Annotated in this window: 21 protein-coding genes; 10 read left to right on the top strand and 11 right to left on the bottom strand. The window is 63.9% G+C overall.

Going from position 1 to position 25,049, the window contains the following annotated elements; all coding sequences use genetic code 11:
* Positions 1-47: 47 nt before the first annotated feature.
* The 3 genes from glmU to E7681_RS11760 are packed head-to-tail and all read left to right on the top strand — an operon-like array spanning position 48 to position 3,906.
* Positions 48-1,403: a bifunctional UDP-N-acetylglucosamine diphosphorylase/glucosamine-1-phosphate N-acetyltransferase GlmU gene (glmU, locus tag E7681_RS11770; RefSeq protein WP_136339499.1), complete on the top strand. Its 1,356-nt coding sequence runs from the start codon at positions 48-50 to the stop codon at positions 1,401-1,403.
* The gene (gene glmS / locus E7681_RS11765) at positions 1,403-3,226 is read left to right on the top strand and encodes a glutamine--fructose-6-phosphate transaminase (isomerizing) (protein WP_136339498.1); all 1,824 of its coding nucleotides are present in this window, start codon (positions 1,403-1,405) and stop codon (positions 3,224-3,226) included. Before glmU ends, glmS begins: the two co-directional genes overlap by 1 nt.
* On the top strand, positions 3,223-3,906 hold the full coding sequence (locus E7681_RS11760; RefSeq protein ID WP_136339497.1) for a DNA alkylation repair protein: 684 nt from the start codon (positions 3,223-3,225) through the stop codon (positions 3,904-3,906). Before glmS ends, E7681_RS11760 begins: the two co-directional genes overlap by 4 nt.
* A gap of 66 nt (positions 3,907-3,972) precedes the next feature.
* On the opposite strand, the gene E7681_RS11755 is transcribed toward E7681_RS11760, so the two are convergent.
* Positions 3,973-4,404 (bottom strand): hypothetical protein, encoded by a 432-nt coding sequence (locus E7681_RS11755; protein WP_136339496.1) that lies wholly within the window; start codon positions 4,402-4,404, stop codon positions 3,973-3,975.
* 82 nt (positions 4,405-4,486) lie between these two features.
* Here E7681_RS11755 and moaA point away from each other — a divergent pair, with 82 nt between their 5' ends.
* Entirely contained in the window at positions 4,487-5,491 is a 1,005-nt protein-coding gene (gene moaA / locus E7681_RS11750; RefSeq protein WP_136339495.1) for a GTP 3',8-cyclase MoaA, read from the top strand.
* A gap of 30 nt (positions 5,492-5,521) precedes the next feature.
* Here the strand turns inward: moaA and E7681_RS11745 are convergent, their stop codons facing one another.
* From E7681_RS11745 to E7681_RS11730, 4 genes are read right to left on the bottom strand one after another with little or no spacing between them, the layout of a single operon-like run.
* Positions 5,522-6,685: a M20 aminoacylase family protein gene (locus E7681_RS11745; protein ID WP_136339494.1), complete on the bottom strand. Its 1,164-nt coding sequence runs from the start codon at positions 6,683-6,685 to the stop codon at positions 5,522-5,524.
* Positions 6,686-6,700: 15 nt separating this feature from the next.
* Positions 6,701-7,861, bottom strand: coding sequence for a M20 aminoacylase family protein (locus tag E7681_RS11740; protein ID WP_136339493.1), 1,161 nt, complete (start codon positions 7,859-7,861; stop codon positions 6,701-6,703).
* A gap of 12 nt (positions 7,862-7,873) precedes the next feature.
* A complete protein-coding gene (gene argE / locus E7681_RS11735) occupies positions 7,874-9,034 on the bottom strand; it encodes an acetylornithine deacetylase (RefSeq protein ID WP_136339492.1) in 1,161 nt (386 codons plus the stop codon).
* Positions 9,035-9,036: 2 nt separating this feature from the next.
* Positions 9,037-10,857 carry an ABC transporter ATP-binding protein gene (locus E7681_RS11730; protein WP_136339491.1) on the bottom strand — a complete coding sequence of 607 codons (1,821 nt, stop codon included), beginning with the start codon at positions 10,855-10,857 and terminating at the stop codon, positions 9,037-9,039.
* Between the two features lie 275 nt (positions 10,858-11,132).
* On the opposite strand from E7681_RS11730, the gene E7681_RS11725 reads away from it, so the two are divergent.
* The 4 genes from E7681_RS11725 to E7681_RS11710 all read left to right on the top strand — a co-directional run bounded on the left by E7681_RS11725 (position 11,133) and on the right by E7681_RS11710 (position 16,158).
* Positions 11,133-12,833, top strand: coding sequence for a peptide ABC transporter substrate-binding protein (locus E7681_RS11725; RefSeq protein ID WP_136339490.1), 1,701 nt, complete (start codon positions 11,133-11,135; stop codon positions 12,831-12,833).
* Between the two features lie 104 nt (positions 12,834-12,937).
* Positions 12,938-13,945 (top strand): ABC transporter permease, encoded by a 1,008-nt coding sequence (locus tag E7681_RS11720; protein WP_136339489.1) that lies wholly within the window; start codon positions 12,938-12,940, stop codon positions 13,943-13,945.
* Complete coding sequence (locus tag E7681_RS11715; protein WP_136339488.1) at positions 13,938-14,879, top strand: ABC transporter permease; 942 nt, start codon at positions 13,938-13,940, stop codon at positions 14,877-14,879. The genes E7681_RS11720 and E7681_RS11715 overlap by 8 nt, the downstream gene beginning before the upstream one ends.
* A gap of 217 nt (positions 14,880-15,096) precedes the next feature.
* Entirely contained in the window at positions 15,097-16,158 is a 1,062-nt protein-coding gene (locus E7681_RS11710) for a YeeE/YedE family protein (protein WP_136339487.1), read from the top strand.
* Here the strand turns inward: E7681_RS11710 and E7681_RS11705 are convergent.
* The 6 genes from E7681_RS11705 to E7681_RS11680 all read right to left on the bottom strand — a co-directional run bounded on the left by E7681_RS11705 (position 16,094) and on the right by E7681_RS11680 (position 22,810).
* A complete protein-coding gene (locus E7681_RS11705) occupies positions 16,094-17,368 on the bottom strand; it encodes a DUF3422 family protein (RefSeq protein ID WP_136339486.1) in 1,275 nt (424 codons plus the stop codon). The genes E7681_RS11710 and E7681_RS11705 overlap by 65 nt on opposite strands.
* 104 nt (positions 17,369-17,472) lie before the next feature.
* Entirely contained in the window at positions 17,473-17,886 is a 414-nt protein-coding gene (locus E7681_RS11700) for a PaaI family thioesterase (protein WP_136339485.1), read from the bottom strand.
* Between the two features lie 118 nt (positions 17,887-18,004).
* The gene (locus E7681_RS11695; protein ID WP_136339484.1) at positions 18,005-19,480 is read right to left on the bottom strand and encodes an NAD(P)(+) transhydrogenase (Re/Si-specific) subunit beta; all 1,476 of its coding nucleotides are present in this window, start codon (positions 19,478-19,480) and stop codon (positions 18,005-18,007) included.
* Positions 19,481-19,496: 16 nt separating this feature from the next.
* Positions 19,497-21,071 carry a Re/Si-specific NAD(P)(+) transhydrogenase subunit alpha gene (locus E7681_RS11690; protein WP_136339483.1) on the bottom strand — a complete coding sequence of 525 codons (1,575 nt, stop codon included), beginning with the start codon at positions 21,069-21,071 and terminating at the stop codon, positions 19,497-19,499.
* Between the two features lie 124 nt (positions 21,072-21,195).
* Positions 21,196-21,648 carry a methyltransferase family protein gene (locus tag E7681_RS11685; protein WP_136339482.1) on the bottom strand — a complete coding sequence of 151 codons (453 nt, stop codon included), beginning with the start codon at positions 21,646-21,648 and terminating at the stop codon, positions 21,196-21,198.
* Positions 21,649-21,859: 211 nt separating this feature from the next.
* On the bottom strand, positions 21,860-22,810 hold the full coding sequence (locus E7681_RS11680; RefSeq protein WP_136339481.1) for an MBL fold metallo-hydrolase: 951 nt from the start codon (positions 22,808-22,810) through the stop codon (positions 21,860-21,862).
* Between the two features lie 159 nt (positions 22,811-22,969).
* On the opposite strand from E7681_RS11680, the gene E7681_RS11675 reads away from it, so the two are divergent.
* The gene (locus E7681_RS11675; protein WP_136339480.1) at positions 22,970-23,722 is read left to right on the top strand and encodes an SDR family NAD(P)-dependent oxidoreductase; all 753 of its coding nucleotides are present in this window, start codon (positions 22,970-22,972) and stop codon (positions 23,720-23,722) included.
* A gap of 94 nt (positions 23,723-23,816) precedes the next feature.
* Positions 23,817-25,013, top strand: a complete 1,197-nt coding sequence (gene kynU, locus E7681_RS11670) for a kynureninase (protein WP_136339479.1) — start codon at positions 23,817-23,819, stop codon at positions 25,011-25,013.
* The last annotated feature ends 36 nt before the right edge of the window (positions 25,014-25,049 follow it).

Genomic DNA, 25,049 nt, shown 5'->3' with positions numbered 1-25,049 from the left:
CTCAGCGGATAAAACGGGCGCAACGCAAAAACAACAAGAGAGACGGCATGAGCACCGCCCTCATCATTCTCGCCGCAGGCATGGGAACACGCATGAACTCGGACCTGCCCAAGGTCCTGCACCAGATCGCCGGTGCGCCTTTGCTGATCCACGCCATGAAATCCGGCGCGGCCCTGGCCCCTGAACGCACCGTCATCGTCACCGGCCATGGCGCCGATCTGGTCGAGGCCGCCGCCCTGGACTGGGACGAGGACGCGCAATTCGCGCTGCAATCCGAACAGCTGGGCACCGCCCATGCCGTCGATCAGGCCCGCCCCCTGCTGGCCGAGTACGAGGGCGACGTGATCGTCCTGTACGGCGACACCCCCTTCATCCAGCCCGAAACGCTGGAGGCAATGGTCGAGGCGCGCGCCAAGCATGACGTCGTCGTGCTGGGCTTTACCGCCGCCGATCCCGGCCGTTACGGCCGTCTGGTGATGACCGGTACCTCGCTGGACCGCATCGTCGAGTTCAAGGACGCGACGGATGAAGAGCGCGCCATAACCCTCTGCAATTCCGGTGTGATCTGCGCCGACAGTGCGACGCTGTTCAGCCTGATCGACGCGGTGGGCAATGACAACGCTGCCGGCGAATATTACCTGACCGACATCATCGGCATCGCCCGGTCGCGCGGCCTGTCCGCCACCGCCGTCACCTGCAACGAGGCCGAGACGCTGGGCATCAACTCGCGCGCTGAACTGGCCGCAGCCGAGGCCGCATGGCAGGCCCGCGCCCGTCTGATCGCGATGGAGGACGGCGTCACCCTGATCGCCCCCGAGACCGTGTTCTTCGCCCATGACACCGTGATCGGGCGCGACTCGATCGTGGAACCGAATGTCGTGTTCGGGCCGGGCGTCACCGTGGAATCCGGTGCCCGCATCCGCGCCTTTACCCATCTCGAAGGCTGCCACGTCAGCCAGCGCGCCTCGGTCGGGCCGTTTGCCCGCCTGCGTCCAGGGGCCGAGCTGGCCGAGGACGTCCGCATCGGCAACTTCGTCGAGGTGAAGTCCTCGTATATCGACGAAGGCGCCAAGGTGAACCACCTGTCCTATATCGGCGACGCGACCATCGGGAAGGCTGCCAATATCGGCGCGGGCACCATCACCTGCAACTACGATGGCGTCATGAAGCACCAGACCGAGATCGGCCCGCGCGCCTTCATCGGCTCCAACACGATGCTGGTCGCCCCGGTGAAAATCGGCCGCGACGCGATGACGGCCGCCGGTTCGGTCATCACCGCAGACGTCCCCGCCGAGGCGCTGGCCATGTCCCGCGCCAAGCAGGAGGTCAAACCCGGCCTGGCGGTAAAATTGTTCGATATTCTAAAGAATAAGAAAGCCAAACGCGATAAAGGGGCTGTCTGATGTGCGGTATTGTGGGGGTGCTCGGGAACCACGAAGTGGCTCCTATCCTGGTCGAGGCGCTGAAACGGCTGGAATATCGCGGCTATGACAGCGCCGGGATCGCGACCGTCAACAACGGTCACCTGGACCGCCGCCGCGCCGTCGGCAAGCTGGTGAACCTGTCCGACCTGCTGGTGCACGACCCGCTGCCCGGCAAGTCCGGCATCGGCCACACCCGCTGGGCCACGCATGGTGCGCCCTCGGTTCTGAACGCCCACCCCCACCGCGCGGGCCCCGTCGCTGTCGTCCATAACGGCATCATCGAGAATTTCCGCGAACTGCGCTGCGAGCTGACCGAGAAGGGCTTCGACTTCGTCACCGAGACGGACACCGAAACCGTCGCCCTGCTGGCGCAATCCTACATGGCCGAGGGGCACGCCCCCGTCGAGGCCGCCCGCCTGACCCTGTCGCGTCTGCACGGTGCCTTTGCGCTGGCCTTTCTGTTCGACGGCGAAGAGGACCTGATGATCGCCGCCCGCAAGGGCAGCCCGCTGGCCATCGGTCACGGCGACGGAGAGATGTTCGTCGGCTCGGACGCGATCGCCCTGGCCCCGCTGACCGACCGCATCACCTATCTGGAAGAAGGCGACTGGGCCGTCCTGACCCGCCATTCCGTCGAAATCCGCGACGCCCACAACCATCTGGCCAACCGCGACATGCGCCGGATCGAGATTGACAGCGCCCGCATCGACAAGGGCGGCCATAAGCACTTCATGGCAAAGGAAATTGCCGAACAGCCCAGCGTGATCGGCGAAGCCATCCGCCACTACCTGAGCAACGACGCCGCCCATGTCGCCCTGCCCGGCGACGGTCTGGATTTCACCCAGATCGACCGGCTGACCATGGTCGCCTGCGGCACCGCCTTCTACGCCTGCCTGACCGCGAAATACTGGTTTGAACAGCTGGCCCGCCTGCCGGTCGAGGTCGATATCGCATCCGAGTTCCGCTACCGCGAGCCGCCGATCCCTGCGAAAACCGTCGCCCTGTTCGTCAGCCAGTCGGGCGAAACCGCCGACACCCTCGCCGCCCTGCGCTATTGCCAGGACAAGGCCGCGCAGATCGTGTCCGTGGTCAACGTCCCCGAAAGCTCGATCGCGCGCGAAAGCGATCTGGCCCTGCCGATCCTGGCCGGGGCCGAGATCGGCGTCGCCTCGACCAAGGCGTTCACCTGCCAGCTGACCGTCCTGCTGATGCTGGCCCTCAAGGCCGCCGAGCAGCGCGGCACCATCTCGCCCGAGCGTCTGTCCGACCTGCTGTCGCAACTGCGCGCGCTGCCCAACACGCTGAACCACGCGCTGGACCAGAACGCCGCCACCGAACGCGCCGCCCGCAAGCTGGCCGAGGCGTCGGACGTGCTGTTCCTGGGCCGCGGCCTGATGTATCCGCTCGCCCTCGAAGGCGCGCTGAAACTCAAGGAAATCAGCTACATCCATGCCGAAGCTTATGCATCGGGCGAACTGAAACACGGCCCCATCGCGCTGATCGACAAGACCCTGCCGGTGGTCGTCATGGCCCCCCGCGATGGCCTCTTTGAAAAGACCGTCTCGAACATGCAAGAGGTGCTGGCGCGTGGCGGCAAGGTCATGCTGATCACCGATGCTGCCGGTGCCGCCGAGGCCGTGAATGACACCTGGGAAACCATCGTCATGCCTCAGGTTGACCCGGTGCTGTCACCGATCCTCTACGCCGTGCCTGCGCAGCTGCTGGCCTATCACACCGCCGTCGCAAAGGGGACCGATGTTGACCAGCCGCGCAACCTGGCCAAATCGGTGACGGTGGAATGACGCTGGACGACGCCCTCGCCCAGCTGCGCGCCGCCATCGAGCCCGGCCGCGCCGAGGGTATGGCCGCCTACCACAAGCAGACGCGCGAGGTGCTGGGCATCCCCAACACCGCGCTCAACGACCTGTCCACCGAATGGCGCCACAGCCTGACGGTGCCCGAACGCGTCGACCTGGCCCGCGCCCTGTGGGACACCGACATTTTCGAGGCCCGCATCGCCGCCGCCAAGCTGCTGACTCAGGCCCGCATCAAGGATGACGAGCAGACCTGGATCCTGATCCAGTCCTGGGTGCCGCAATTCGACAGCTGGGCCATCGCCGATCACGTCTGCATGGCCGGGCAAAAGCGCCTGCTGGCCAACCCCACCCGCGTCGATCAGGTCGAGGATTGGACCCACTCCCCGCACCTGTGGACCCGCCGCGCCGCGCTGGTCATCACCCTGCCCTGGGCGAAACAGAACACCCCCAAGCCGACCGATCTGGAGATCCGCGACCGCGTCCTGAACTGGTGCGCGCGCTACGTCGACGACCGCGAGTGGTTCATCCAGAAGGCCATCGCCTGGTGGCTGCGCGACCTGTCCAAACACGACGCAGATCGCACCCGCGCCTTTCTGGATCGCTACGGCGCGCAGCTCAAACCCTTCGCCCGCAAGGAAGCGGCCAAGCACCTGCCGGCCGCCTGATTTCACGCGTACCAAAATCGCCCCGAATCGTACGATTTCGCGGGTAAAGGCCAGGTAAACGACCCGTTATTTACGGTAGATTTCCACCTCGGGCAGGCCCGTCAGGGGCGCATTCAGCAGCCGCATCGTGGCCAGCGACAACCGGCTTCCGGCGGTAGACGGCCCCGCGATCGGGATCAGGTCCACCTTCACCGTGCGCCCGGTCTTGCGGTAGCGCACGCTGCCCTTCGCGGGGGCGCTGACCAACGGGGTTTCGACCCAGAACCCCTCGCGGGATGTATCACCCAAAGAGGCCACGGTGACGCCCAAAAACCCTGTCTCATCAGGGGTTTGCGGCGTTTCCGGCACCACGTCCACCGGCTCGCTCACCGGCGGCTCGGCGGGTTGCACCTCGGCGGGACGGTCCTTTTTCAGACGCAGATCCAGCCCGATTTTCTCCATCGGGGTACAGGCGGAAACGGCCAACACGGCCAAGGAAACGGTCAAATATGCTTTCATGACGGCAGGCTACGACCATTCGCGTAACCGATCAATGACATCGCCCCTTGCCCCGGCAAGGTTCCGCGCCTACCTTCCGCCCATGACCGCCCCATTGATCGACCCCTTCCAACGCGCGATCTCGTATCTTCGCGTTTCCGTCACCGACCGGTGCGATTTCCGATGTGTCTATTGCATGTCGGAGAACATGACTTTTCTTCCGAAAAAAGAACTACTTACGCTGGAAGAACTGGACCGCGTCTGTTCCACCTTCATCCGGATGGGTGTCGAAAAACTGCGCATCACCGGGGGCGAACCGTTGGTCCGTCGTGGCATCATGACCTTCTTTCAGGACATGTCCCGGCACCTCGACTCCGGCGCGCTGAAAGAGCTGACGCTGACCACGAACGGCTCGCAATTGTCACGTTTTGCGGCGGAATTGTACGATGCGGGCGTGCGGCGGGTGAATGTCTCGCTGGATACGCTGGACGAGAAAAAGTTCGCCGACATCACCCGCTGGGGCCGCCTGCCGCAAGTGCTGGAGGGCATCGACGCCGCCCAACGTGCCGGAATGCGCATCAAAATCAACGCGGTAGCCCTCAAAGGTTTCAACGAGGATGAGCTGTTCCCGATGGTGGAATGGTGCAAATCGCGCGACATGGACCTGACCTTTATCGAGGTCATGCCGATGGGCGATATCGGCAACGAAAACCGGCTGGATCAATACTGGCCGCTGAAAGATCTGCGCGCGACGCTGGCGCAGCAATACACCCTGACCGACCTTTCCGAACGCTCGGGCGGCCCCGCCCGCTATGTGCGGCTAGAGGAAACCGGCCAGAAAATCGGCTTTATCACCCCGCTGTCCCACAATTTCTGCGAAAGCTGCAACCGCGTGCGCCTGACCTGCACGGGGGAATTGTTCATGTGCCTGGGCCAAGAGGACATGGCCGATCTGCGCCCCGCCCTGCGCGGCAACACCGACGACACACAGCTAGAGGCCGCCATTCGCGCCGCCATCGGGCTGAAACCCAAGGGGCACGATTTTGACTATTCCCGACAAGAGGTTAGCGGGAAAATGTCCCGCCACATGAGCCACACCGGCGGATGAAAAAAGGCGCCCCGCGGGGCGCCTTTCGCGTTACGCAGCGGGCATCCGCCGCTCGACGATCTCGGCCCACCAGCTGCACCCGGCAGGGATGGCCTCGTCGTTGAAATTGTATTCCGGGTGGTGAACCATCGCCGTGTCGCCGTTGCCGACCAGGATATAGGCACCCGGGCGCTCCTCCAGCATGAAGGCGAAATCCTCGCCGCCCATGACCAGCGGGGCTTCGTCGCATTGCCCGCTGATCGAGCGCGCGACCTCGGCGGCGAAATCGGTCTGCTCGGGCGTGTTCACCATCACCGGGTAGTTGCGGGTGTAGTTCACGCGGGCCACCCCGCCAAACGTCACCGCCACGCCGTTGCAGATCTGGCTGATCCGCGCCTCGGCCAGATCACGCATCTCGGCGCTCATGGTGCGGACGGTGCCCTTCAGCGTCACGCGCTGCGGGATGACGTTGAATGCCTTGGAGGACGTCTCGAAAGATGTCACAGAAACAACGACTTGATCCACCGGATCGGCGTTACGGCTGGCGATCGTCTGCAGCGACAGAACCGCCTGAGACGCCATCACGGTCGTGTCGATCACCTCTTGCGGCTTGGCAGCGTGGCCGCCTTTGCCCTCGAACTCGATCTCGAAAATGTCGGTCGCGGCAAAGAACGCGCCGGGGCGGATCGCGAACGAACCGGTCGGTCGGCCCGGCCAGTTGTGCATGCCGTAGACCTCTTGGATGTTCCAGCGGTCCATCATGCCGTCGTCGCACATCTCTTTGCCGCCGCCGCCGCCCTCTTCGGCGGGCTGGAAGATCACGACGACGGTGCCGTCGAAATTCCGTGTCTCTGACAGGTACTTAGCGGCCCCCAGCAACATCGCGGTGTGGCCGTCATGGCCGCAGGCATGCATCGCGCCGGGGGTTTTGCTGGCATACTCGACCCCGGTCTGCTCGTGGATCGGCAGCGCGTCCATGTCCGCACGCAGCCCGATCACCTTGCCGCCGGTATTGGACTTGCCCTTGATGACGCCGACCACGCCGGTGCGCCCGATGCCCTCGACCACCTCGTCACAACCAAAGGCGCGCAGCTTTTCGGCCACGATCCCGGCGGTGCGGACGGTATCGAACAGAATCTCGGGGTTTTCATGGAAATCGCGCCGCCAGGCGGTGATTTCGTCCTGAAGTTCGGCAAAGCGGTTTTTCACGGGCATTTCGGGGTCCTTAAGTTAGGCGCGCGGCAGGCGGCGCTCGATCAGTTCGGCGAAAAAGCTGCAACCCAGCGGGATCGCGGCGTCGTTGAAGTCATAGGCGGGGTGGTGACACATCGGCGTGTCCCCGTTCCCCATGAAGATATAGGCGCCGGGCCGCGCTTCCAGCATGTACGAGAAATCTTCGGCCGGCATGATCGGCGGCGTGTTGGTTTCCACGTGCTGCGCGACGGCCTGCGCCGCCTCGATCGCGTGCTGGGTGGGTTCCTCGGCGTTCACGGTCGGCGGGTAGCCGCGGTGATAGTTCACCTGCACGGTCGCGCCATAGGCCTGTGCGGTCAGGGTTGCGACGGCTTTCAGGCGTTCCTCGATCTGGTCGCGCACTTCGGGCTCAAAGCAGCGCACGGTGCCGCGCAGCTTGGCCGTTTGCGGGATCACGTTCTGGGTGTCGCTTTCGGTCAGAAAGGTCGCCACCGTCACCACGGCCTGTTTCACCGGGTCAACATTGCGCGAGACGATGGATTGCAGCGCGATCACGATATGGCTGGCCGCCAGCGTGGTATCGACCGCCTGATGCGGGGCCGCCGCGTGGCCGCCCTTGCCCGTCACCACGATGTCAAATTCATCAGCCGAGGCCATCAGCGGCCCCGGACGGATGGCAAATTCGCCGACCGGCACGCCGGGCATGTTGTGCAACCCGTAGACTTCTTGCACGTTCCAGCGGTCCATCGCGCCGTCCTCGACCATCTTCAGGCCGCCGCCGCCACCCTCCTCTGCGGGTTGGAACAGCAGCACCACGGTGCCGTCGAAATTGCGCGTCTCGGACAGGTATTTCGCGGCCCCCAACAGCATCGCGGTGTGGCCGTCATGCCCGCAGGCATGGGCCTTTCCGGGCACCTTCGAGGCATAGGCGAGCCCCGTCATCTCGGTCATCGGCAGCGCGTCCATGTCGGCGCGCAGCCCGATCACGCGGTCAGAATTGCCCGCCTTGATCACGCCCACGACGCCGGTGATGCCGATCCCCTCGACCACTTCGTCGCAACCAAAGGCGCGCAGCTTTTCGGCCACGATCCCGGCGGTGCGGTGCACGTCGAACAGGATTTCGGGGTTTTCGTGGAAATCATGCCGCCAAGCGGTGATTTCTGGGTGCATCTCGGCGAAACGGTTCTTGATCGGCATGGGTTTGGTCCTTCAGGCCAGTGTGTCCAGCAGGCGGCGCATGAAGTCCTGGCCCTTGTTGAACTGGGATATGGTAATGAATTCATCGGGTTGGTGGGCCTGTTCGATATTCCCCGGCCCGCAGACAACGGTGGAGTACCCGGCGGCCTGAAAGTGGCTGGCCTCGGTGCCGTAGCTGACCACGTGCACGCCGTTATCGCCGGTGATCATGCGCACCAGCGCCTCGGCCTCGCCGCCTTGTTCGGGGGCGAAGCCCGGCAGGGCAAAGGTCGGTTGCACCTCGATCCGGGTTTCGGGGACGATGGCCTGCATCTCTGCCTCGACCTCGGCGGCCTTGGCGCGCAGGCGGGCTTCCCAGTCCATGGGGTCTTCATCCGGGATCACGCGAAAGCCAAAGCCGAACTCGCAATCCTTGGCGGTGATGTTATGCGCCGTGCCGCCGTGGATCTGGCCGACATGGGCGGTGGTCCAATACGGCTCGAACAGCGCGGCGACCGGAGAGGGTTGCTTGGCCCGCGTTTCCTCGTTCACCTGATTGGCCCAATCAATCAGTTTCGCGCCGTACATGATGGCGTTGACGCCGGTATGCAGCAGCGAGCTGTGCACCTCATACCCATGCACATGCACCCAGTACGAGGTGCCGCCCTTATGCCCCGTCACCGCCTGCAACATCGAGGGTTCGCCGACGATCACCGCACTGGCCTTGGGCAGGGTTTGCAGCATCCGCTCGATCAGCGGCGGCGCGCCGGTGCAGCCGATTTCCTCGTCGAAACTGAGCGCGATTTGCAGAGGCCGGGTCACGCCGCGATACTGCGCCTCGACCAGCGCCCAGATCGCCAGCGCGTCAAAGCCCTTCATGTCGGCACAGCCGCGCCCAAAATATTTGCCGTCGCGTTCCACCACGGTGAACGGATCGCTGGCCCAGGGCTGGCCGTCGACGGGGACGACATCGGTATGCCCCGACAGGATCACGCCGCCGTCCTCCATCGGGCCGACATGGGCGAACAGGGCCGCCTTGTCGTTGTCCTCGTTATAGTAACGGTGGGCGGTGATGCCGTGGCTGGTCAGGTAGTCCTCGACCCAGTCGATCAGCGGCAGATTGGTGTCACGGCTGACCGTCGGAAACGAGACAAGCCGAACCATGATGTCATAGGGCGACAGACGCGCGGGCATGGTCAGTATCCGCTATCCGTGGTCAGGATGAAGTGGCCGGGGCTGACCTCGCGATACTCCGACGGGGCGGGTTCGTAGCCCACAGGGTGGATTGGCGAGGGGATGGGTTTGAATTTCAGATCCCGCTCCAGCGCGCGATTGTGCGGGTCCGCGATTGGCACCGCCTTCATCAGCGACTGGGTATAGGGGTGCTGCGGGTTTTCGAACACGGCCTGACGCGGGCCAAGTTCAACGATCCGACCCAGATACATCACGCCGACATCGTGGCTGACGCGTTCCACCACGGCCATGTCATGGCTGATGAACAGGAAGGACAGGCCCAGTTCAGCCTGCAGTTCCATCATCAGGTTCAACACCTGCGCCTGCACCGACACGTCCAGCGCCGAGACCGCCTCGTCCGCGATGATCAGCTTGGGGTTCAGCGCCAAGGCGCGGGCAATGGCGATGCGCTGGCGCTGGCCGCCCGACATCTCGTGCGGGAAACGCCGCATGAAGCTGCGGGGCAATTCCACCCGGTCGAACAGCATGGCGACCCGGTCCATCAGCGCGCTGCCCTTGTGGGTGCCGTAGTTGCGCATCGGCTCGGCCACCTGATCGGCCAGTTGCATCTGCGGGTTCAGGCTGGCGAACGGGTCCTGGAACACCATCTGCATGTCCAGCCGCGCCTCGCGCAGGCCGCTTTGGTCCAGCCCCATGATGTCGGTGCCGTCCAGCATGATATGGCCCGATTGCGGCTGCACCAGCCGCAGGATCGAGCGCCCGGCCGTCGACTTCCCGCACCCGGATTCGCCGACCAGCGACAGGGTGCGCCCCTTGTTCAGGGTAAAGGACACGTCCTCGACCGCATGTACATTGGCCACGGTCTGACGGAAGAAGCCGCCCTTGACCGGGAAGCGCGTCACCAGGTTCTTGACCGTCAACAACGGCTGATCGGTGCCCTTGATCGGCTTGATCTCGGCCTGTTCGCGGCCCAGCAGCTTCATCGGTTCGGGCAGCGGTTTGCCCGTCATCTCGCCCAGCTTGGGCACGGCGGCCAGCAACGCCTGCGTATAGGGGTGCTGCGGGTTTTCAAAGATCTGGGCGACCGGGCCTTCCTCGACCTTGTTGCCGCGGAACATGACGACCACGCGGTCGGCCATCTGCGCCACGACGGCCATATCGTGGGTGATGAACATCACCGCCGTGCCGGTTTCACGCTTCAGCCGGTTCATCAGCGCCAGAATCTCGGCCTGAATGGTCACGTCCAACGCCGTTGTCGGTTCGTCCGCGATCAGCAGGCGCGGCTCGCAGGCCAGAGCCATCGCGATCACGACCCGCTGACGCATCCCGCCCGACAGCTCGTGCGGGTACTGTTTCAGGCGCCGTTCCGGTTCGGGAATGCGGACCTGGCGCAGCAGGTCCAGCGCGCGCTCGGTCGCCTCTTGCTTGGACAGGCCCCGGTGCAGACGCAAACCCTCAGTCAGCTGGCGGCCAACGGTGAACACCGGGTTCAGCGCGGTCATCGGTTCCTGAAAGATCATGCCGATCTCGTTACCGCGGATCGTGCGCATCAGGGACTGGTCGGCCTTGGCCAGATCCAGCTCGCCGCCATCCTTGCGGTCGAAGATCAGCTTGCCTCCGGCAATTTCGCCGCCGCCGAACTCGACCAGGCGCATCAGCGACAGGCTGGACACCGATTTCCCCGAGCCGGATTCGCCGACGATCGCCACGGTTTCGCCGGGGTTGATGCTGAACGAGACATCCTCGACCCCGACGACGGGGCCGTCCTTTGTCTGAAATTCGACGCGCAGATTTTCGATTCTGGCGATGGGTTGATCCAGCATCCCCGCTACCCCGTTCCCTGGTGATTTTGCCCCGACGCTACAGACAGGCGAACGTCAGTGTCAAACCGCTTGCCAAGCTCCCGCGGGGTCAACATGCTGACCCCTTGCTTTTTTTGACCATTTGGTTTGGAGTTTGCGCATTCGCGGCAGCGTCACGGGAAAAATCGTGGTGCCGGAAGGGCCTGTTGGTGCATCCTTTGCGTAGACCGTGGACAGAATCACCCGATTGCACCGCGGGAACAAGACACATCAAAGTGTCCAACAAGGAGAGAGTTATGAAACTGAAGTCTCTGTTGCTTGGCGCAGTGGCCGCGACCGGACTGGCACCGGCGGCCTTTGCCGAGCGCGGCGCGGACGGCCATGTCAACATCATCTACTGGCAAGCACCGTCGATCCTGAACCCTTACCTGTCCAGCGGCACCAAGGACCTGGAGTCCGCGTCGCTGGTGATCGAGCCGCTGGGTCGCTACGACCAGACCGGTGCGCTGGTGCCCTACCTGGCCGAAGAAATCCCCACCATTGAAAACGGCGGCGTTGCAGCTGACCTGACCTCGATCACGTGGAAACTGAAGTCGGGCCTGAAGTGGTCGGACGGCTCGCCGGTGACCTCGGCGGACGTCAAGTTCACCGCCGACTACTGCATGCACCCCGAAGGCGGCTGCGCGCAGCTGGCCAAGTTCCAGGGCGTCAGCAGCATCGATGTCGTCGATGACCTGACCGTGAAGGTCACCTTCGCCGAGCCGAAGCCGAACCCCTATGGCCCCTTCATGGGCGCGCAATCCCCGATCATCCAGAAGGCGCAGTTCGAAAACTGCACCGGCGCGAAAGCCCCGGAATGCACCAGCGCCAACTTTGGCCCGATCGGCACCGGCCCGTTCGTCGTCACCGAGTTCAAGCCGAACGACGTGATCTCGATGGTTGCCAACCCGAACTACCGCGATCCGGCCAAGCCCGCCTTCGCAACGCTGACCTTCAAGGGTGGCGGTGATGCGACCGCAGCCGGCCGTGCCGTGCTGGAAACCGGCGAATTCGACTACGCCTGGAACCTGCAGCTGGCCCCCGACGTCATCGCCAACATGCTGAAAGGCGGCAAGGGCGAGACCGTGGCCGCATTCGGTTCGCTGGTGGAACGGATCGAGATGAACATGACCGACCCGTCGCCCAGCCTGCCGGAAGGCGAGCGTTCGACCGCCAAGCACCCGCACCCGGCCCTGTCCGACGTGCGCGTCCGCAAGGCGCTGTCGATGGCGATCGACCGCGCCCTGCTGGTGGAAATCGGCTATGGTCAGGCAGGTCGTCCGACCTGTAACCTGGTGCCCGCTCCGGCGCTGTATGCCTCGGACAACACCGACTGCATGACCCAGGACATCGAAGGCGCCAAGGCGCTGCTGGACGAAGCAGGCTGGAAAGTCGGCGCTGGCGGCATCCGTGAAAAAGACGGCAAGAAGCTGTCGCTGCTGTACCAGACCTCGACCAACGCCGTCCGCCAGGACTTCCAGGCGCTGATCAAGCAGTGGTGGAGCGAGATCGGCGTCGAAACCGAGCTGCGCAACATCTCGGGTTCGGTCTTCTTCGGTGGCGATCCGGGTTCGCCCGACACCTTCCAGAAGTTCTATGCTGACGTCGAAATGTACGCCAACAACTTTGACGGCACCGACCCGGAATCGTACCTGGCACAGCACACCTGCGAAAAGGCGCCCAAGCCGGAATCGCAGTGGCAGGGCGAGAACATCAACCGCTTCTGCGACCCCGCCTATGACGCCCTGGTGGCGGAACTGGGCCGCACCGGCGAGCTGTCGAAGCGTGGCGAAATCGCCAAGAAGCTGAACGACATGCTGACCAAGGACAGCTATGTCGTGGTGCCGCTGGTTGACCGTGGCCGTGTCTCGGCACATGCCAAGTCGCTGGGTGGTGTGGTTCTGAACACCTGGGATTCGGAACTGTGGAACGCCGCTGACTGGTACCGCATCAAGTAATCCGCTAAGACAACAGCCCCGGCCCATGCTGGCCGGGGCTTTTTGCGTTTAAGGCGTCCGTACACTCGCCTCCCTCCTCAACGATAAGCCGCAAAGGCGACCTCATGCTGACATTTACGATACGTCGACTGGTTCTGGCCGTCCCGACGCTGTTGTTCATCAGTCTGGTGATTTTCCTGCTTCTGGAACTGGCCCCCGGCGATCCGATGGCGCAGGTTCCCCTGACCGTCCCCCCCGAAGTCAAAGAACGCATGCGCGAGGCCCTGGGCCTTGGCGAACCCGTTCACGTACGCTTTGTCAAATGGCTGGTGCAGTTCTTCTGGATCGAGCCGCAGGTGCTGTTCGACAACCTGTTCGGCACCAACCTGACCGAAGGCCAGCAGCGCGTTCTGTCGTGGCAGACCCGCAGCCCGGTGATGGACATCGTGGTGCAGCGCCTGCCCCAGACCCTGTGGGTCGTCGGCATGTCCTACGTGCTGGGCGTGCTGATCGCCCTGCCGATCGGCATCTACTCGGCCTACCGCCAGTATTCGGTGTTCGACCAGCTGGGCACGTTCATCTCGATGATCGGCTTCTCGGTCCCGACCTTTTTCACCGGCGTTCTGCTGATCGTGCTGTTCTCGGTCCATCTGGGCTGGTTCCCGTCGATCTACGACACCACGCACAAGATCACGGACTGGGACAGCTTCGTATTCCAGCTGCGCCAGATGGCGATGCCCGTCTTCGTGCTGGCCTTGTACAACGCCGCACAGATCAGCCGCTTCATGCGCGCCTCGATGCTGGACAACCTGAACCAGGATTACGTCCGCACCGCCCGCGCCAAGGGGCTGGGCGAAAAGACCGTCGTTCTGGTGCACGTGCTGCGCAACTCGATGATCCCCGTCGTGACCGTGATCGCGCTTGGCGTGCCGCAGGTATTCGGAGGCGCCATCATCACCGAGCAGGTGTTCAAGGTGAACGGCCTGGGCCACCTGCTGATCGGCGCGATCGAGGCGAACGACCTGCCGATGGTGCAGACGCTGACCTTTATCTTTGCGCTGCTGATCGTGATCTTCAACCTGATCGCCGACGTCCTGTACGGCATCCTTGACCCGAGGATTCGCTATGACTGAGCCGATCCAGAACGCCGCCCCCACCGGGGCGCTGACCGATCCGATCCCCTCCAGCCCGCCGCGCAGCCAGTGGCACGACGTGTGGGACCAGTTCAAGCACCACAAAGGCGCGATGCTGGGCGGCGTGATCTTCCTGCTGATCGTCTTGCTGGTCTTTGTGGGCCCGTGGTTCTGGCCCTTCGACGCCACCCATATCGACATCCGCGCCCGCAACCAGGGCCCCACCTGGGCACATCCGCTGGGCACCGACCAGCTGGGCCGCGACACGCTGGCCCGGATGATGGCGGGCGGGCAGACCTCGGTCTCGGTCGGGATCACAGCGATGCTGCTGGCGCTGTTCCTGGGCAGCTTGATCGGCGTGCTGGCCGGGTTTTTCCGGCAACTCGACGGCCTGCTGATGCGCATGACCGACCTGTTCCTGGCGCTGCCCCTGCTGCCCCTGCTGCTGGTCATGGTCCTGCTGTTCCGAGACCCGCTGAACGCCGCCTTCGGCCCGGAAACCGGCATCTTCATCCTGATCGTCTGCGCCATCGGCGTGACCAGCTGGATGCCCACCGCCCGGATCGTGCGCGGCGACGTGCTGGCGCTTAAGGAACGTGAATTCGTGCTCGCCGCCCGCTCGATCGGCACCACGAACGCACGGATGATCACCCGGCACATCCTGCCCAACGTGCTGTCGCCGATCATGGTGTCGGCCACGCTGGGCATCGCCAACGCGATCATCACTGAATCCGCGCTGTCCTTCCTTGGCTTGGGCTTTCCGCCTGATTTCCCCACCTGGGGGCGGCTGCTGTTCGACGCGACCGACTACCTGCAGCAATACCCCGAACGGGTGTTCTGGCCGGGTCTGGCGATCTCCTTGACGGTGCTAAGCGTCAATTACCTGGGCGACGGCCTGCGCGACGCGCTGGACCCGCGGATCCGGGGCCGCTAAGGCAAATCCCTGCAAATAAGGATCAAAGCACGGCCCGTCCCACCCCGGACGGGCCGTTTTCATATCATCGCATTCATGAATACGGATTCGTTTCGATTTTTCCTGCGATCTGGGAAATTGTCCCGACTACAGGACGACATCCAAAGCCCCACCCACTTGATTAATAAACTCATCCCCGGCATCTGGGAAAAAATTCCAAACCCGCTGAGGACCCGCCATGTTTGAAACCTTCGGCTTCGAAGAGCTGACCGCGCCCCAGGCTGCCGTCTATTTCGCCCTTGTCATCGGCGTCGCCTTCGGCGCGCTGGCACAGATCACCCGGTTCTGCTTTCGCCGCGCCATCGTAGGCGAGGATCGCCGCCAAGCCACCGGCGTCTGGCTGACAGCGCTGGCCGTCGCCGTTCTGGGCACGCAGGCCGCCGTATCGGCCGAGTTGATCACGTTCGCCGATCACCGTTTCATGGCCGCCGACCTGCCGGTTCTGGCCATCGTCGCAGGTGGCCTGCTGTTCGGCATCGGCATGGTGTTGACCCGCGGATGCGTGTCGCGACTGACGGTTCTGACCGGTTCGGGCAACCTGCGTGCCGCGCTGGTGCTGGTGGTCTTCGCCGTCATTGCCCATGCCACGCTGAAGGGCGTTCTGGCCCCGGTCCGCACCACGCTGGCGCAAGTCACCGTCCCGCTGGAAACCGCCACCCTGCCCGGCTCTCCGCTGATCTGGGCCGCTCTGATCGCCGTGGCCGCGCTGGCCTTTGCCCTGCGCTCGGGCAACCGCATCGGCGCTCTGCTGGGTGCCGCGCTGATCGGCGCGCTGGTGCCGCTGGCCTGGGTTGGCACCGGCTACGTCCTGCTGGACGAGTTTGACCCTATCGCGCTGGAAAGCCTCAGCTTCACCGCGCCCGCTGCCGACACCCTGTTCTGGGGCATCGCCAGCACCTCGATTTCCGCTAATTTCGGCGTCGGTCTGCTGGGCGGCGTTCTGGTCGGGGCCCTGCTGGCCGCGCTGCTCCGGGGCCAGTTCCAGTGGCAAAGCTTCGAGACCGCGCGCCAGACTGGCCGCTACCTGACCGGCGCTGCGCTGATGGGCGTGGGCGGCGTGCTGGCGGGCGGCTGCACCGTGGGCGCGGGCCTGTCGGGCATCCCGACCCTTTCGATCTCGGCCATCCTGGCCATCGCCAGCATCGCCGCAGGTGGCTGGCTGGCGGGCCGGGTGCTTAGTGCATCTTCTTCTGGATCCGCCGCAGCATCCACCACACCGCCCCTACAACCGGCAGAGTAAGCGCCGCCGTCAATTCCCCCTTGCCCAGGCCCACCGCCGCGGCAAGGGGATAGGCCGCATAGGCCGCCAGCGACACGGCGTAATAGCTGATCGCGACCACGCTCAGCCCCTCGACCGTCTTTTGCAGGCGCAGTTGCAGATCGGCGCGGGTGTCCATGCTTTCCAGCAGCTTCTGGTTCTGGGCCGAGCGTTCCACGTCCACCCGTGTCCGCAGCAACTCGCCCGCCCGGATCGCCCGATCAGCCATCGCGGCCAGGCGTCCCTCGGTCGATTTCACCGTCCGCATCGCCGGATCATAGCGGCGCATCATGAATTCGTTGAAGGTCTGCCGCCCGTCGAAGCGTTGCTCGCGCATCACCTCGATCCGGTCGTGCACGATGGCCTCATAGGCCGCCGTCGCCCCAAAGCGGAACGAGTTGCGCGCCACCATCCGCTCCAACTCGGCCGAGGTGCTCAGCAGCCCCGCCAACGTCTGGTCGGCCGAGCTGTGGTCGCTGGTCATGTCGTCCATCAGCTTGGTCAGGCGGGCGTCCAGCTCGCCCATGCGGGGCGACAGTTCCTTGGCGCGGGCAAAGCCCAGCATCGACAGGCTCTTGTAGGTCTCGATCTCGCACAGCCGGGTCACGATCCGGCCGATCCGGCGCGCGCCCGTGCTGGGGGACACGAAGACGCCGAACCGCAGGTGACCCGACGGGTCGATCCGGAAATCCCCGGCCATCACGCCGGCATCGTCCAGCACGCGGCTGGCGGCCAGGCTTTCCAGCTCGAACCAGTCGTTGAACCGCTCGGTGGCGACCTGTTTGTCGCTCCACGGCTCGACCCGCACCAGCGCCGAGGTCACCCGCGCGCCCGGCGCCTGCTCCAGCCAATCCGACGGGAAGACGTTGAAATCGGCGGGGTCAAACGGCCGGTCGCTCAGCCGGTCGCTGAACGCGGTGTAGGTCACGAATTCGGTGTGCTGTTCCCACTTCAGCAGGTGCCGCCCGATCTTGCCGGAATAATGCGTGGCCCCCGGTTGCGGGTGCGGCGCGCCGTAGCGGTCCAGCAGCGCGATCAGGTGGGCGCGATCTTCGGCCCGGTCCCGGCTGGCGGCGTCCACCGGACGCTTGACCGCCAGAAAAGCCGCCGTGCAGGGGGCCGAAAGCGACGGGAACGGACGCGCGTGCAACTCGTTCGCCAATTCGTAGCGCAAGGGGTGGTCAGCGATCATCGGGGCGGCCCTATGCAAATGCGGATGCCGCCCTCCATGCCACAGAGATCAGAAAAGATAAAGCATTTTCAATAACTTGAAGGAATGCAACGGTATACCGTCGCCTAGCCACCACGCCCGACTACTGCCAGCGTACCCTGACCGGCGGCGACCAGCTTTTCGGTGCCGTCCTGCAACGCGTAGATCTCGCACCGGCACACCGCCTGCGTCTTGCCGACCGACAGCGCCTCGCCGCGTGCGATCAGCGCCTCGCCGATGCCGGGGCGGATCATGTTCAGCTTGAACTCCAGCGTCACGCTGTCCCCCAGTTTCGAGCCGCCCGCATAGGCAATCGCGCTGTCCGCCATCATCGCCACCAGCCCGCCATGGGCAAAGCCATGCTGTTGCAAATGCTCGGGTTTCAGCGTCAGCCGCAACTCGGCCTGACCCGGTTCGAACCGCGTCAGCTCTATCCCCAGCAGGGTGCAGAATGGCTGCGTCGCCAGCACCGAGCGGCCAAATTCCAACAAATCGGTCATGGGCTCTCCTCCTGCCTGTCACTGCATCCCGGCGCGCCAAGCCTGTCAAAACCAACGTGGCGTCAGAACGCACAAAGGGCGCCCGAAGGCGCCCTTTGCAATCCCGTATGACCGTCGATCAGGAGATCTTGGTCAGCAGCTCGTCCAGCGACTTTTTCGCGTCGCCATAGAACATGCGGGTGTTTTCCTTGTAGAACAGCGGGTTTTCGATGCCCGAGTAGCCAGTGCCCTGACCGCGCTTGGACACGAAGACCTGCTTGGCCTTCCAGCATTCCAGAACCGGCATGCCGGCGATGGGGCTGTTGGGATCTTCCTGCGCGGCGGGGTTCACGATGTCGTTCGAGCCGATCACGATCGCCACGTCGGTTTCCGGGAAGTCCTCGTTGATCTCGTCCATTTCCAGAACGATGTCGTAGGGGACTTTGGCCTCGGCCAGCAGCACGTTCATGTGACCCGGCAGACGGCCTGCCACGGGGTGGATCGCGAAACGCACGTTCTTGCCCTTGGCGCGCAGGCGACGGGTCAGTTCCGCCACGTTCTGCTGTGCCTGAGCAACCGCCATGCCGTAGCCCGGGATGATGATGATGCTGTCCGCATCGTCCAGAGCCTGCGCCACGCCGTCGGCGTCGATTGCGATCTGCTCGCCCTCGACTTCCATCGCGGGACCGGTGGTGCCGCCGAAGCCGCCCAGGATCACGCTGATGAACGAACGGTTCATAGCCTTACACATGATGTACGACAGGATGGCACCCGACGAACCCACCAGCGCGCCGGTGACGATCAGCAGATCGTTGCCCAGCGAGAAGCCGATGGCCGACGCGGCCCAGCCCGAGTACGAGTTCAGCATCGACACAACCACCGGCATGTCGGCGCCGCCGATGCCCATGATCAGGTGATAACCGATGAAGAAGGCCAGCAGCGTCATCAGCAGCAGCGGCCACAGCGCGCCGGTGTTGAAGTAGACGATCAGCAGGATCAGCGAACCAACAGCCGCCGCAGCGTTCAGAATGTGACCGCCGGGCAGTTTCTTGGCCTTGCCGTCAACCTTGCCAGCCAGCTTGCCGAACGCGATGATCGAGCCGGTGAAGGTCACCGCACCGATGAACACGCCCAGGAAAACCTCGACCTTCAGGATGTTCAGCTCGACCGCGGTCTTGTGCGCGACCTTGCCGGCGAACCCGTCGATGCCCTGGTCATGCAGCCACGCCTGCAGGCCCGTTTCGTTCAGCGAGGTGGGCGCGCTCATCAGGATGTCCGCAATGCGGCTCATCTCGAACTGCGCGTTGAACCCGATGAACACGGCCGCCAGACCGACGAACGAGTGCAGCGCCGCGACCAGCTGGGGCATTTCGGTCATTTCGACCTTTTGTGCCACCATCTGACCCAGGAATGCACCGCCCAGGACCATGACCAGCACGATCAGCAGGTTGCCCATACCGGGGCCGAACACGGTTGCCACGATCGCCAGCGCCATGCCGACGATGCCGTACCACACAGCGCGCTTGGCGCTTTCCTGGCCCGACAGACCGCCCAGCGACAGGATGAAGAGGATAGCTGCCGCGATGTATGCGGCGGAAACGATTCCGATGCTCATTTATCCGCTCCCTTCCTTACGATTTCTGGAACATGGCCAACATGCGGCGCGTGACCATGAAGCCACCGACGATGTTGATCGTTGCGATCAGGATCGAGATGGCGGACAGGATGACCACCAGCCAGTTGCCCGAGCCCACCTGCAGCAGGGCGCCCAGGATCACGATCCCCGAGATTGCGTTCGTCACGGCCATCAGCGGCGTGTGCAGCGAGTGCGACACGTTCCAGATCACCTGGAAGCCGACAAAGCACGCCAGCGCGAACACGATGAAGTGCGACATGAAGCTTTCGGGGGCAAAGGCGCCCACGATCAGCATCAGCAGCGTCCCCACACCCAGCAGGATGGCCTGGTTCTTGGTCTGAGCCTTGAACGCGGCGATCTCCTTGGCGCGTTTTTCCTCGGGCGTCAGCTCTTTGGCCTTTTCCTTCGGTTTTTGCGCGGCGATTGCGGCCACTTTCGGCGGGGGCGGCGGCCAGGTGATCTCTTTCTCGAAGGTCACGGTTGCGCCGCGGATGACGTCATCCTCCATGTTATGAACCAGCTTGCCGTCCTTTTCGGGCGTCAGGTCGGTCATCATGTGACGGATGTTGGTCGAGTACAGGGTCGACGCCTGCGCGGCCATGCGCGACGGGAAGTCGGTATAGCCGATGATGGTCACGCCGTTGTCAGTGACGATTTTCTCGTCCTTGACGGTCAGCTTGCAGTTACCGCCCTTTTCCGCCGCCAGGTCAACGATGACCGAGCCCGGCTTCATGCTCTCGACCATATCCTTGGTCCACAGCTCGGGGGCTTCGCGGTTGGGGATCAGCGCGGTGGTGATGACGATGTCCATCTCGGGGGCCAGTTCGCGGAACTTGGCCAGCTGGGCCGCCGCGAATTCAGGCGAGGACACCGAGGCATAACCGCCGGTGGCTGCGCCATCCTGCTGCTGTTCCTCGAAATCCAGGAAGACGAACTGCGCACCCATCGACTCGACCTGTTCGGCCACTTCGGGACGCACGTCGAACGCATAGGTGATCGCACCCAGGCTGGTGGCGGTACCGATGGCGGCCAGACCGGCCACACCGGCGCCCACGACCAGAACCTTTGCCGGCGGGACCTTGCCCGCAGCAGTCACCTGACCGGTGAAGAAACGGCCGAAGTTGTTGCCCGCTTCGATGACAGCGCGGTAGCCCGCGATGTTGGCCATCGACGACAGCGCGTCCATCTTCTGGGCGCGCGAAATACGCGGCACCATTTCCATGGCGATGACGTGGGCGCCTTTCGACTTGGCCAGCTCCAGACCCTCGGAGTTACCCGCCGGGTTGAAGAAGCTGATCAGGGTCTGGCCCTCTGCCATCCGCTTCAGCTCGGTATCGGTGGGCTGGCGCACTTTCGCGACAACGTCCACAGCTTTCCACAGCTGAGCGGCGGTCTTGATGATTTCGACACCGGCCTTTTCATAGGCCGCGTCAGAAAACCCCGCGGCGGCGCCCGCCCCGGACTCGATGGCGCATTCGTAACCCAGCTTCTGCAGTTGCAGAGCCGAGTCAGGAGTCATCGCAACGCGATTTTCTCCCTCGAACACTTCCTTAGGAGTTCCGATTTTCAACTTTTTTGTCCCCCTTAAGAACAGTTAACCCCTTTTCCCCGACATATTCGGAGCTTGTTATCATTTGCCGCGCAATATTATTGCGCAAGCATTCCGCCCCAGATGCACCGAACCGACTGGCAAGTCAAATCCAACGGCGCGTCTTTTGGCAGTACCGTGCAAAATTAGCACGAAATTTGATCCTCAGTCTGTGCTCCTCTGGTATGACAAATCGCCGTTCCAGAAGCCACAGCAACAAAGGTACCAAGGGCAGCGCCAACACGGCGTCGAAACGCAGAACCAAACCGGCCAGCACCAGAACATCACCCAGGTAGATCGGATTGCGCGTCCGCGAGAAGATGCCCGACTGCACCATCGTATCGGCATCGCGATGCGGAATGATGGTGGTGCGGTGCTTGCGCATCTCTACGAACGCCAGCAGCATCAACAGAATGCCGCCCCCAACCAGAATACCGCCCAGAAAATCGGCCCAGACCCCGCCAAAGCTGAAGCCCAGGGGATAGTATGTCCCCTGCACCCAGGCCAACACGGCCGCGGCCAACAGCCAAACCGGCGGAATATCGAGCCATTTCAACATCGCGGTCCTGGTCCTTGATCCATCCCGGCATCAGCCGGAATCACCTTGTGCGCCCAAAGCGACGCTGCCGCAAAATGCCATCAACTTTATGGGGTTTCCATGCGGCATCTTTTAGCTGTTACAGAATCTTTCAGATGCTACCGAAAAGATGCCGCGTTGGACGTGACAGGGGTTTTCCCGGCACGCCGGACAAGCGACGCGCCGAATTGGGTTATTCCCACTCCATCTCTTCGAAGACGCGGCCGGCGTTCTTGGTGGCCAGCTCGTCAAAGGTGTCCAGGTTGCGCCAGCGTTCCTGATCCACGTAATAGGCGCCCGCCAGATCGCCGCCATCGTCGATATGGGCACGGATCTTCTCTCGCAGATCGACCAGATAGTCGTGAGTGTAGCGCCGCACCTGCGCCAGGTTGGTCGGGTGGCCGTGGCCGGGGATCAGGTAGGTGGGATTCAGCGGTTCCAGCTTCGTTTCCCAGGTCTCGATCCAGCAGCTTGTGCAGGTGTCCTGAAAGATCGGAGGCATCCGTTCATGGAACGCGATGTCGCCCGCGATCATGAAACTCCACTGCGGAATCCACACCTGCGTATCCCCCGGACCGTGCGCAGGACCCAGGTGCAGGACGTGGAATTCCACGTCGCCCATCTGGACGATTTCTTCGTCCTCGAAGGTGCGGGTGGGCATGACGATGCGCGTGCCCTCGGCCTTGTCCTTGTTGTACTGCTCCATGCCGATCAGGATCTGGTCGCCATGCGCCTTGATCTCTTCCTCGGCATCGACATGCATCAGGATCTCGACGCCCTGATCCGCCCAGTACGAGTTGCCAAGGACCGCGTGCCCCTGCCCGTTCTCGCTGATCACCAGTTTCACGGGCTGGTCGGTCACGGCCTTGATCTCGTCATGCAGCGCCTTGGCCAACCGGGCCGAGGCCCCGCCATTGACCACCAGCACCCCATCGCCGGTGACGACAAAGGACAGGTTGTTGTTGTGGCCGCTGTTTTCATAGGTCGGCGGCGCGGTCGCCCCGATCGCCGTGAACACGTAGGGGATTACCTCGACCGGTTTCGAATAAAGCTCGGACTGCGGGTACTGATCGGCAATGTCCTCGCTGGCAAAAACGCTGGTGCCCAACAGGCACAAGGCGGTCGTCATCAGAAATCGTTTCATGAAAGGTCCTCCCTCAAAGGCTGAATAACAAATTCACAGATGCGAATACTTTTGTAAAGCACTCCTGCATGCAGGCGCATGCCAAAATGACGGAACGGCGCGCTGGACAGCCGCGCGCCTGCGCCTATCGTGGCCCCGTCTAACGGGAGGAGAGGACACATGACCCTGACAGGGAAACACGCATTGGTCACCGGCGGCGGCACCGGCATCGGGCTGGCCATCGCGCAGGCGCTGGCGGCGCAGGGCGCCAAGGTCACCATCACCGGCCGCCGCATGGCCGTGCTCGAGGAAGTCGCGGGCGAGAACATGTACCCCGCCGTGATGGACGTGACCGACGAGGCCGCCGTGCGTGACGTGATCGACGCCGCCGTCGCCGCGCGCGGACCGATCCAGATCGTCGTCGCCAACGCGGGCATCGCCGAGGGCCGCAAGCTGCACAAGACCGACACCGATTTCTGGCGTCAGATCATGGCGACCAACCTGGATGGCGCGTTCTTCACCATCCGCGAGGCGCTGCGCTCGATGACCCAGACCGATTGGGGCCGGGTGATCGCGATCTCCTCCATCGCGGGCGTGCGCGGCCTGCCGGGTGCCGGGGCCTATTCGGCCTCCAAGCACGGGGTGATCGGCATGATCCGCTCCCTGTCCGAGGATTTCATGGGCTCGAACTACACATTCAACTCGATCTGCCCGGGCTATGTCGCCACCGACATCATCACCCGCAACGTGGACGCGATCCAGGAACGCTCGGGCATGAGCGCCGACGACGCGCTCAAGGTCATGGTCAACGCCAACCGCCACAAGCGGCTGATCGACGCCTCCGAGATCGCGCAGGCCGCGCTGTGGCTGTGCGGGCCGGGGTCCGGCAGCGTGAACGGCCAGGAAATCCAGATCGCGGGCGGCAAGGTCTGATACCTGCCATCACATTCCTTGATGGGGTGGTCAAAAAGTTTCGTTGGCGCGGTCCGGGCGATCTCCGCTAGGACCGCGTCAAAGGAGACACGCGATGACCGATTTCCAAGCCACCAAAGCCCTGTTCGATCTGCCCCAGGGCGTGATCTATCTCGACGGCAATTCCCTTGGCCCGCTGCCCAAGGCCGCCCCCGCCCGGATGGAGCAGGTCATGCGCGCCGAATGGGGCCAGATGCTGATCACCGGCTGGAACAAGGCCGGCTGGATGCACCAGCCCCGCCAGATCGGCGACCGCATCGCCCGCCTGATCGGCGCGGAACCGGGCAGCGTCGTGATGGGCGACACGCTCTCGATCAAGGTCTACCAGGCGCTGGCCGCGGCCCTTGGGCTGGCAAAACCGGGCCGCAAGGTGATCCTGTCGGACAGCGGCAACTTCCCCTCGGATCTGTACATGGCGCAGGGGCTGATCGCCTCTCTGGACCGCGGCTATGAACTGCGCGTCGTCGCCCCCGAGGATGTCGCGGACAATATCACCGAAGACGTCGCCGTCCTGATGATCACCGAGGTCGATTATCGCACCGGCCGTCTGCACGACATGCAGTCCCTGACCGCCAAGGCCCACGCAATGGGCGTGATCACCGTCTGGGATCTGGCTCACACCGCCGGCGCCACGCAGGTCGAACTGGCCGCCTGCAAGGCCGATTTCGCAGTCGGTTGCACTTATAAATACCTGAACGGCGGCCCCGGCGCCCCTGCCTTCATCTATGTCGCCCCGCGCCACGCCGACACCGCCGCTCCGGCCCTGTCGGGCTGGCTCGGCCACGACGCCCCCTTCGCGTTCGAACAATCCTACCGCCCCGGCGCAGGCATCGAACGGATGCGCGTCGGCACCCCGCCCGTGCTGGCCCTGGCCGCACTGGAAACCGCGCTCGATATCTGGGATCTGACCGACATGCCGGCTGTCCGCGCCAAGTCGCAACAGCTGACCACCCTGTTCATCGACGAAGTCGAGCGCCGCTGCCCGCAACTGACCCTCGCCACCCCGCGCGACCCGAACGCGCGCGGCAGCCAGGTGTCCTTCCGCTTCGCCGACGGCTACGCCGCGATCCAGGCGCTGATCGCCCAGGGCGTGATCGGCGACTTCCGCGCCCCCGACATCATGCGCTTCGGCTTCACCCCGCTGTACGTCGACGAAACCGACGTGATCCGCGCCGCCGAAATCATCGAGGACGTGATGACCAACGCGCTCTGGGATCACCCCGATTTCAAGGTCCGCGCCGCCGTCACCTGACGCGCCGCACGCCCCATTCCCCCCTTCTTCCGACAG

Origin of the sequence: Thalassobius vesicularis (assembly GCF_004799325.1) — a bacterium.
Lineage (GTDB): Bacteria > Pseudomonadota > Alphaproteobacteria > Rhodobacterales > Rhodobacteraceae > Thalassobius > Thalassobius vesicularis.
Note: the sequence above shows the minus strand (reverse complement) of the source record. Positions and strands in the feature narration are given on the sequence as shown.

Excerpts from the sequence above, each read along its gene's own strand:
- E7681_RS11705 (WP_136339486.1), bottom strand. The coding sequence starts at position 17,368 with ATGATCGCTGACCACCCCTTGCGCTACGAATTGGCGAACGAGTTGCAC.
- glmU (WP_136339499.1), top strand. The coding sequence starts at position 48 with ATGAGCACCGCCCTCATCATTCTCGCCGCAGGCATGGGAACACGCATG.
- E7681_RS11740 (WP_136339493.1), bottom strand. The coding sequence starts at position 7,861 with ATGCCGATCAAGAACCGTTTCGCCGAGATGCACCCAGAAATCACCGCT.
- E7681_RS11680 (WP_136339481.1), bottom strand. The coding sequence starts at position 22,810 with ATGAAACGATTTCTGATGACGACCGCCTTGTGCCTGTTGGGCACCAGC.
- E7681_RS11725 (WP_136339490.1), top strand. The coding sequence starts at position 11,133 with ATGAAACTGAAGTCTCTGTTGCTTGGCGCAGTGGCCGCGACCGGACTG.
- argE (WP_136339492.1), bottom strand. The coding sequence starts at position 9,034 with ATGCCCGCGCGTCTGTCGCCCTATGACATCATGGTTCGGCTTGTCTCG.
- E7681_RS11700 (WP_136339485.1), bottom strand. The coding sequence starts at position 17,886 with ATGACCGATTTGTTGGAATTTGGCCGCTCGGTGCTGGCGACGCAGCCA.
- kynU (WP_136339479.1), top strand. The coding sequence starts at position 23,817 with ATGACCGATTTCCAAGCCACCAAAGCCCTGTTCGATCTGCCCCAGGGC.
- E7681_RS11720 (WP_136339489.1), top strand. The coding sequence starts at position 12,938 with ATGCTGACATTTACGATACGTCGACTGGTTCTGGCCGTCCCGACGCTG.
- E7681_RS11715 (WP_136339488.1), top strand. The coding sequence starts at position 13,938 with ATGACTGAGCCGATCCAGAACGCCGCCCCCACCGGGGCGCTGACCGAT.
- E7681_RS11675 (WP_136339480.1), top strand. The coding sequence starts at position 22,970 with ATGACCCTGACAGGGAAACACGCATTGGTCACCGGCGGCGGCACCGGC.
- moaA (WP_136339495.1), top strand. The coding sequence starts at position 4,487 with ATGACCGCCCCATTGATCGACCCCTTCCAACGCGCGATCTCGTATCTT.
- E7681_RS11695 (WP_136339484.1), bottom strand. The coding sequence starts at position 19,480 with ATGAGCATCGGAATCGTTTCCGCCGCATACATCGCGGCAGCTATCCTC.
- glmS (WP_136339498.1), top strand. The coding sequence starts at position 1,403 with ATGTGCGGTATTGTGGGGGTGCTCGGGAACCACGAAGTGGCTCCTATC.
- E7681_RS11755 (WP_136339496.1), bottom strand. The coding sequence starts at position 4,404 with ATGAAAGCATATTTGACCGTTTCCTTGGCCGTGTTGGCCGTTTCCGCC.
- E7681_RS11760 (WP_136339497.1), top strand. The coding sequence starts at position 3,223 with ATGACGCTGGACGACGCCCTCGCCCAGCTGCGCGCCGCCATCGAGCCC.
- E7681_RS11685 (WP_136339482.1), bottom strand. The coding sequence starts at position 21,648 with ATGTTGAAATGGCTCGATATTCCGCCGGTTTGGCTGTTGGCCGCGGCC.
- E7681_RS11745 (WP_136339494.1), bottom strand. The coding sequence starts at position 6,685 with ATGCCCGTGAAAAACCGCTTTGCCGAACTTCAGGACGAAATCACCGCC.
- E7681_RS11710 (WP_136339487.1), top strand. The coding sequence starts at position 15,097 with ATGTTTGAAACCTTCGGCTTCGAAGAGCTGACCGCGCCCCAGGCTGCC.
- E7681_RS11730 (WP_136339491.1), bottom strand. The coding sequence starts at position 10,857 with ATGCTGGATCAACCCATCGCCAGAATCGAAAATCTGCGCGTCGAATTT.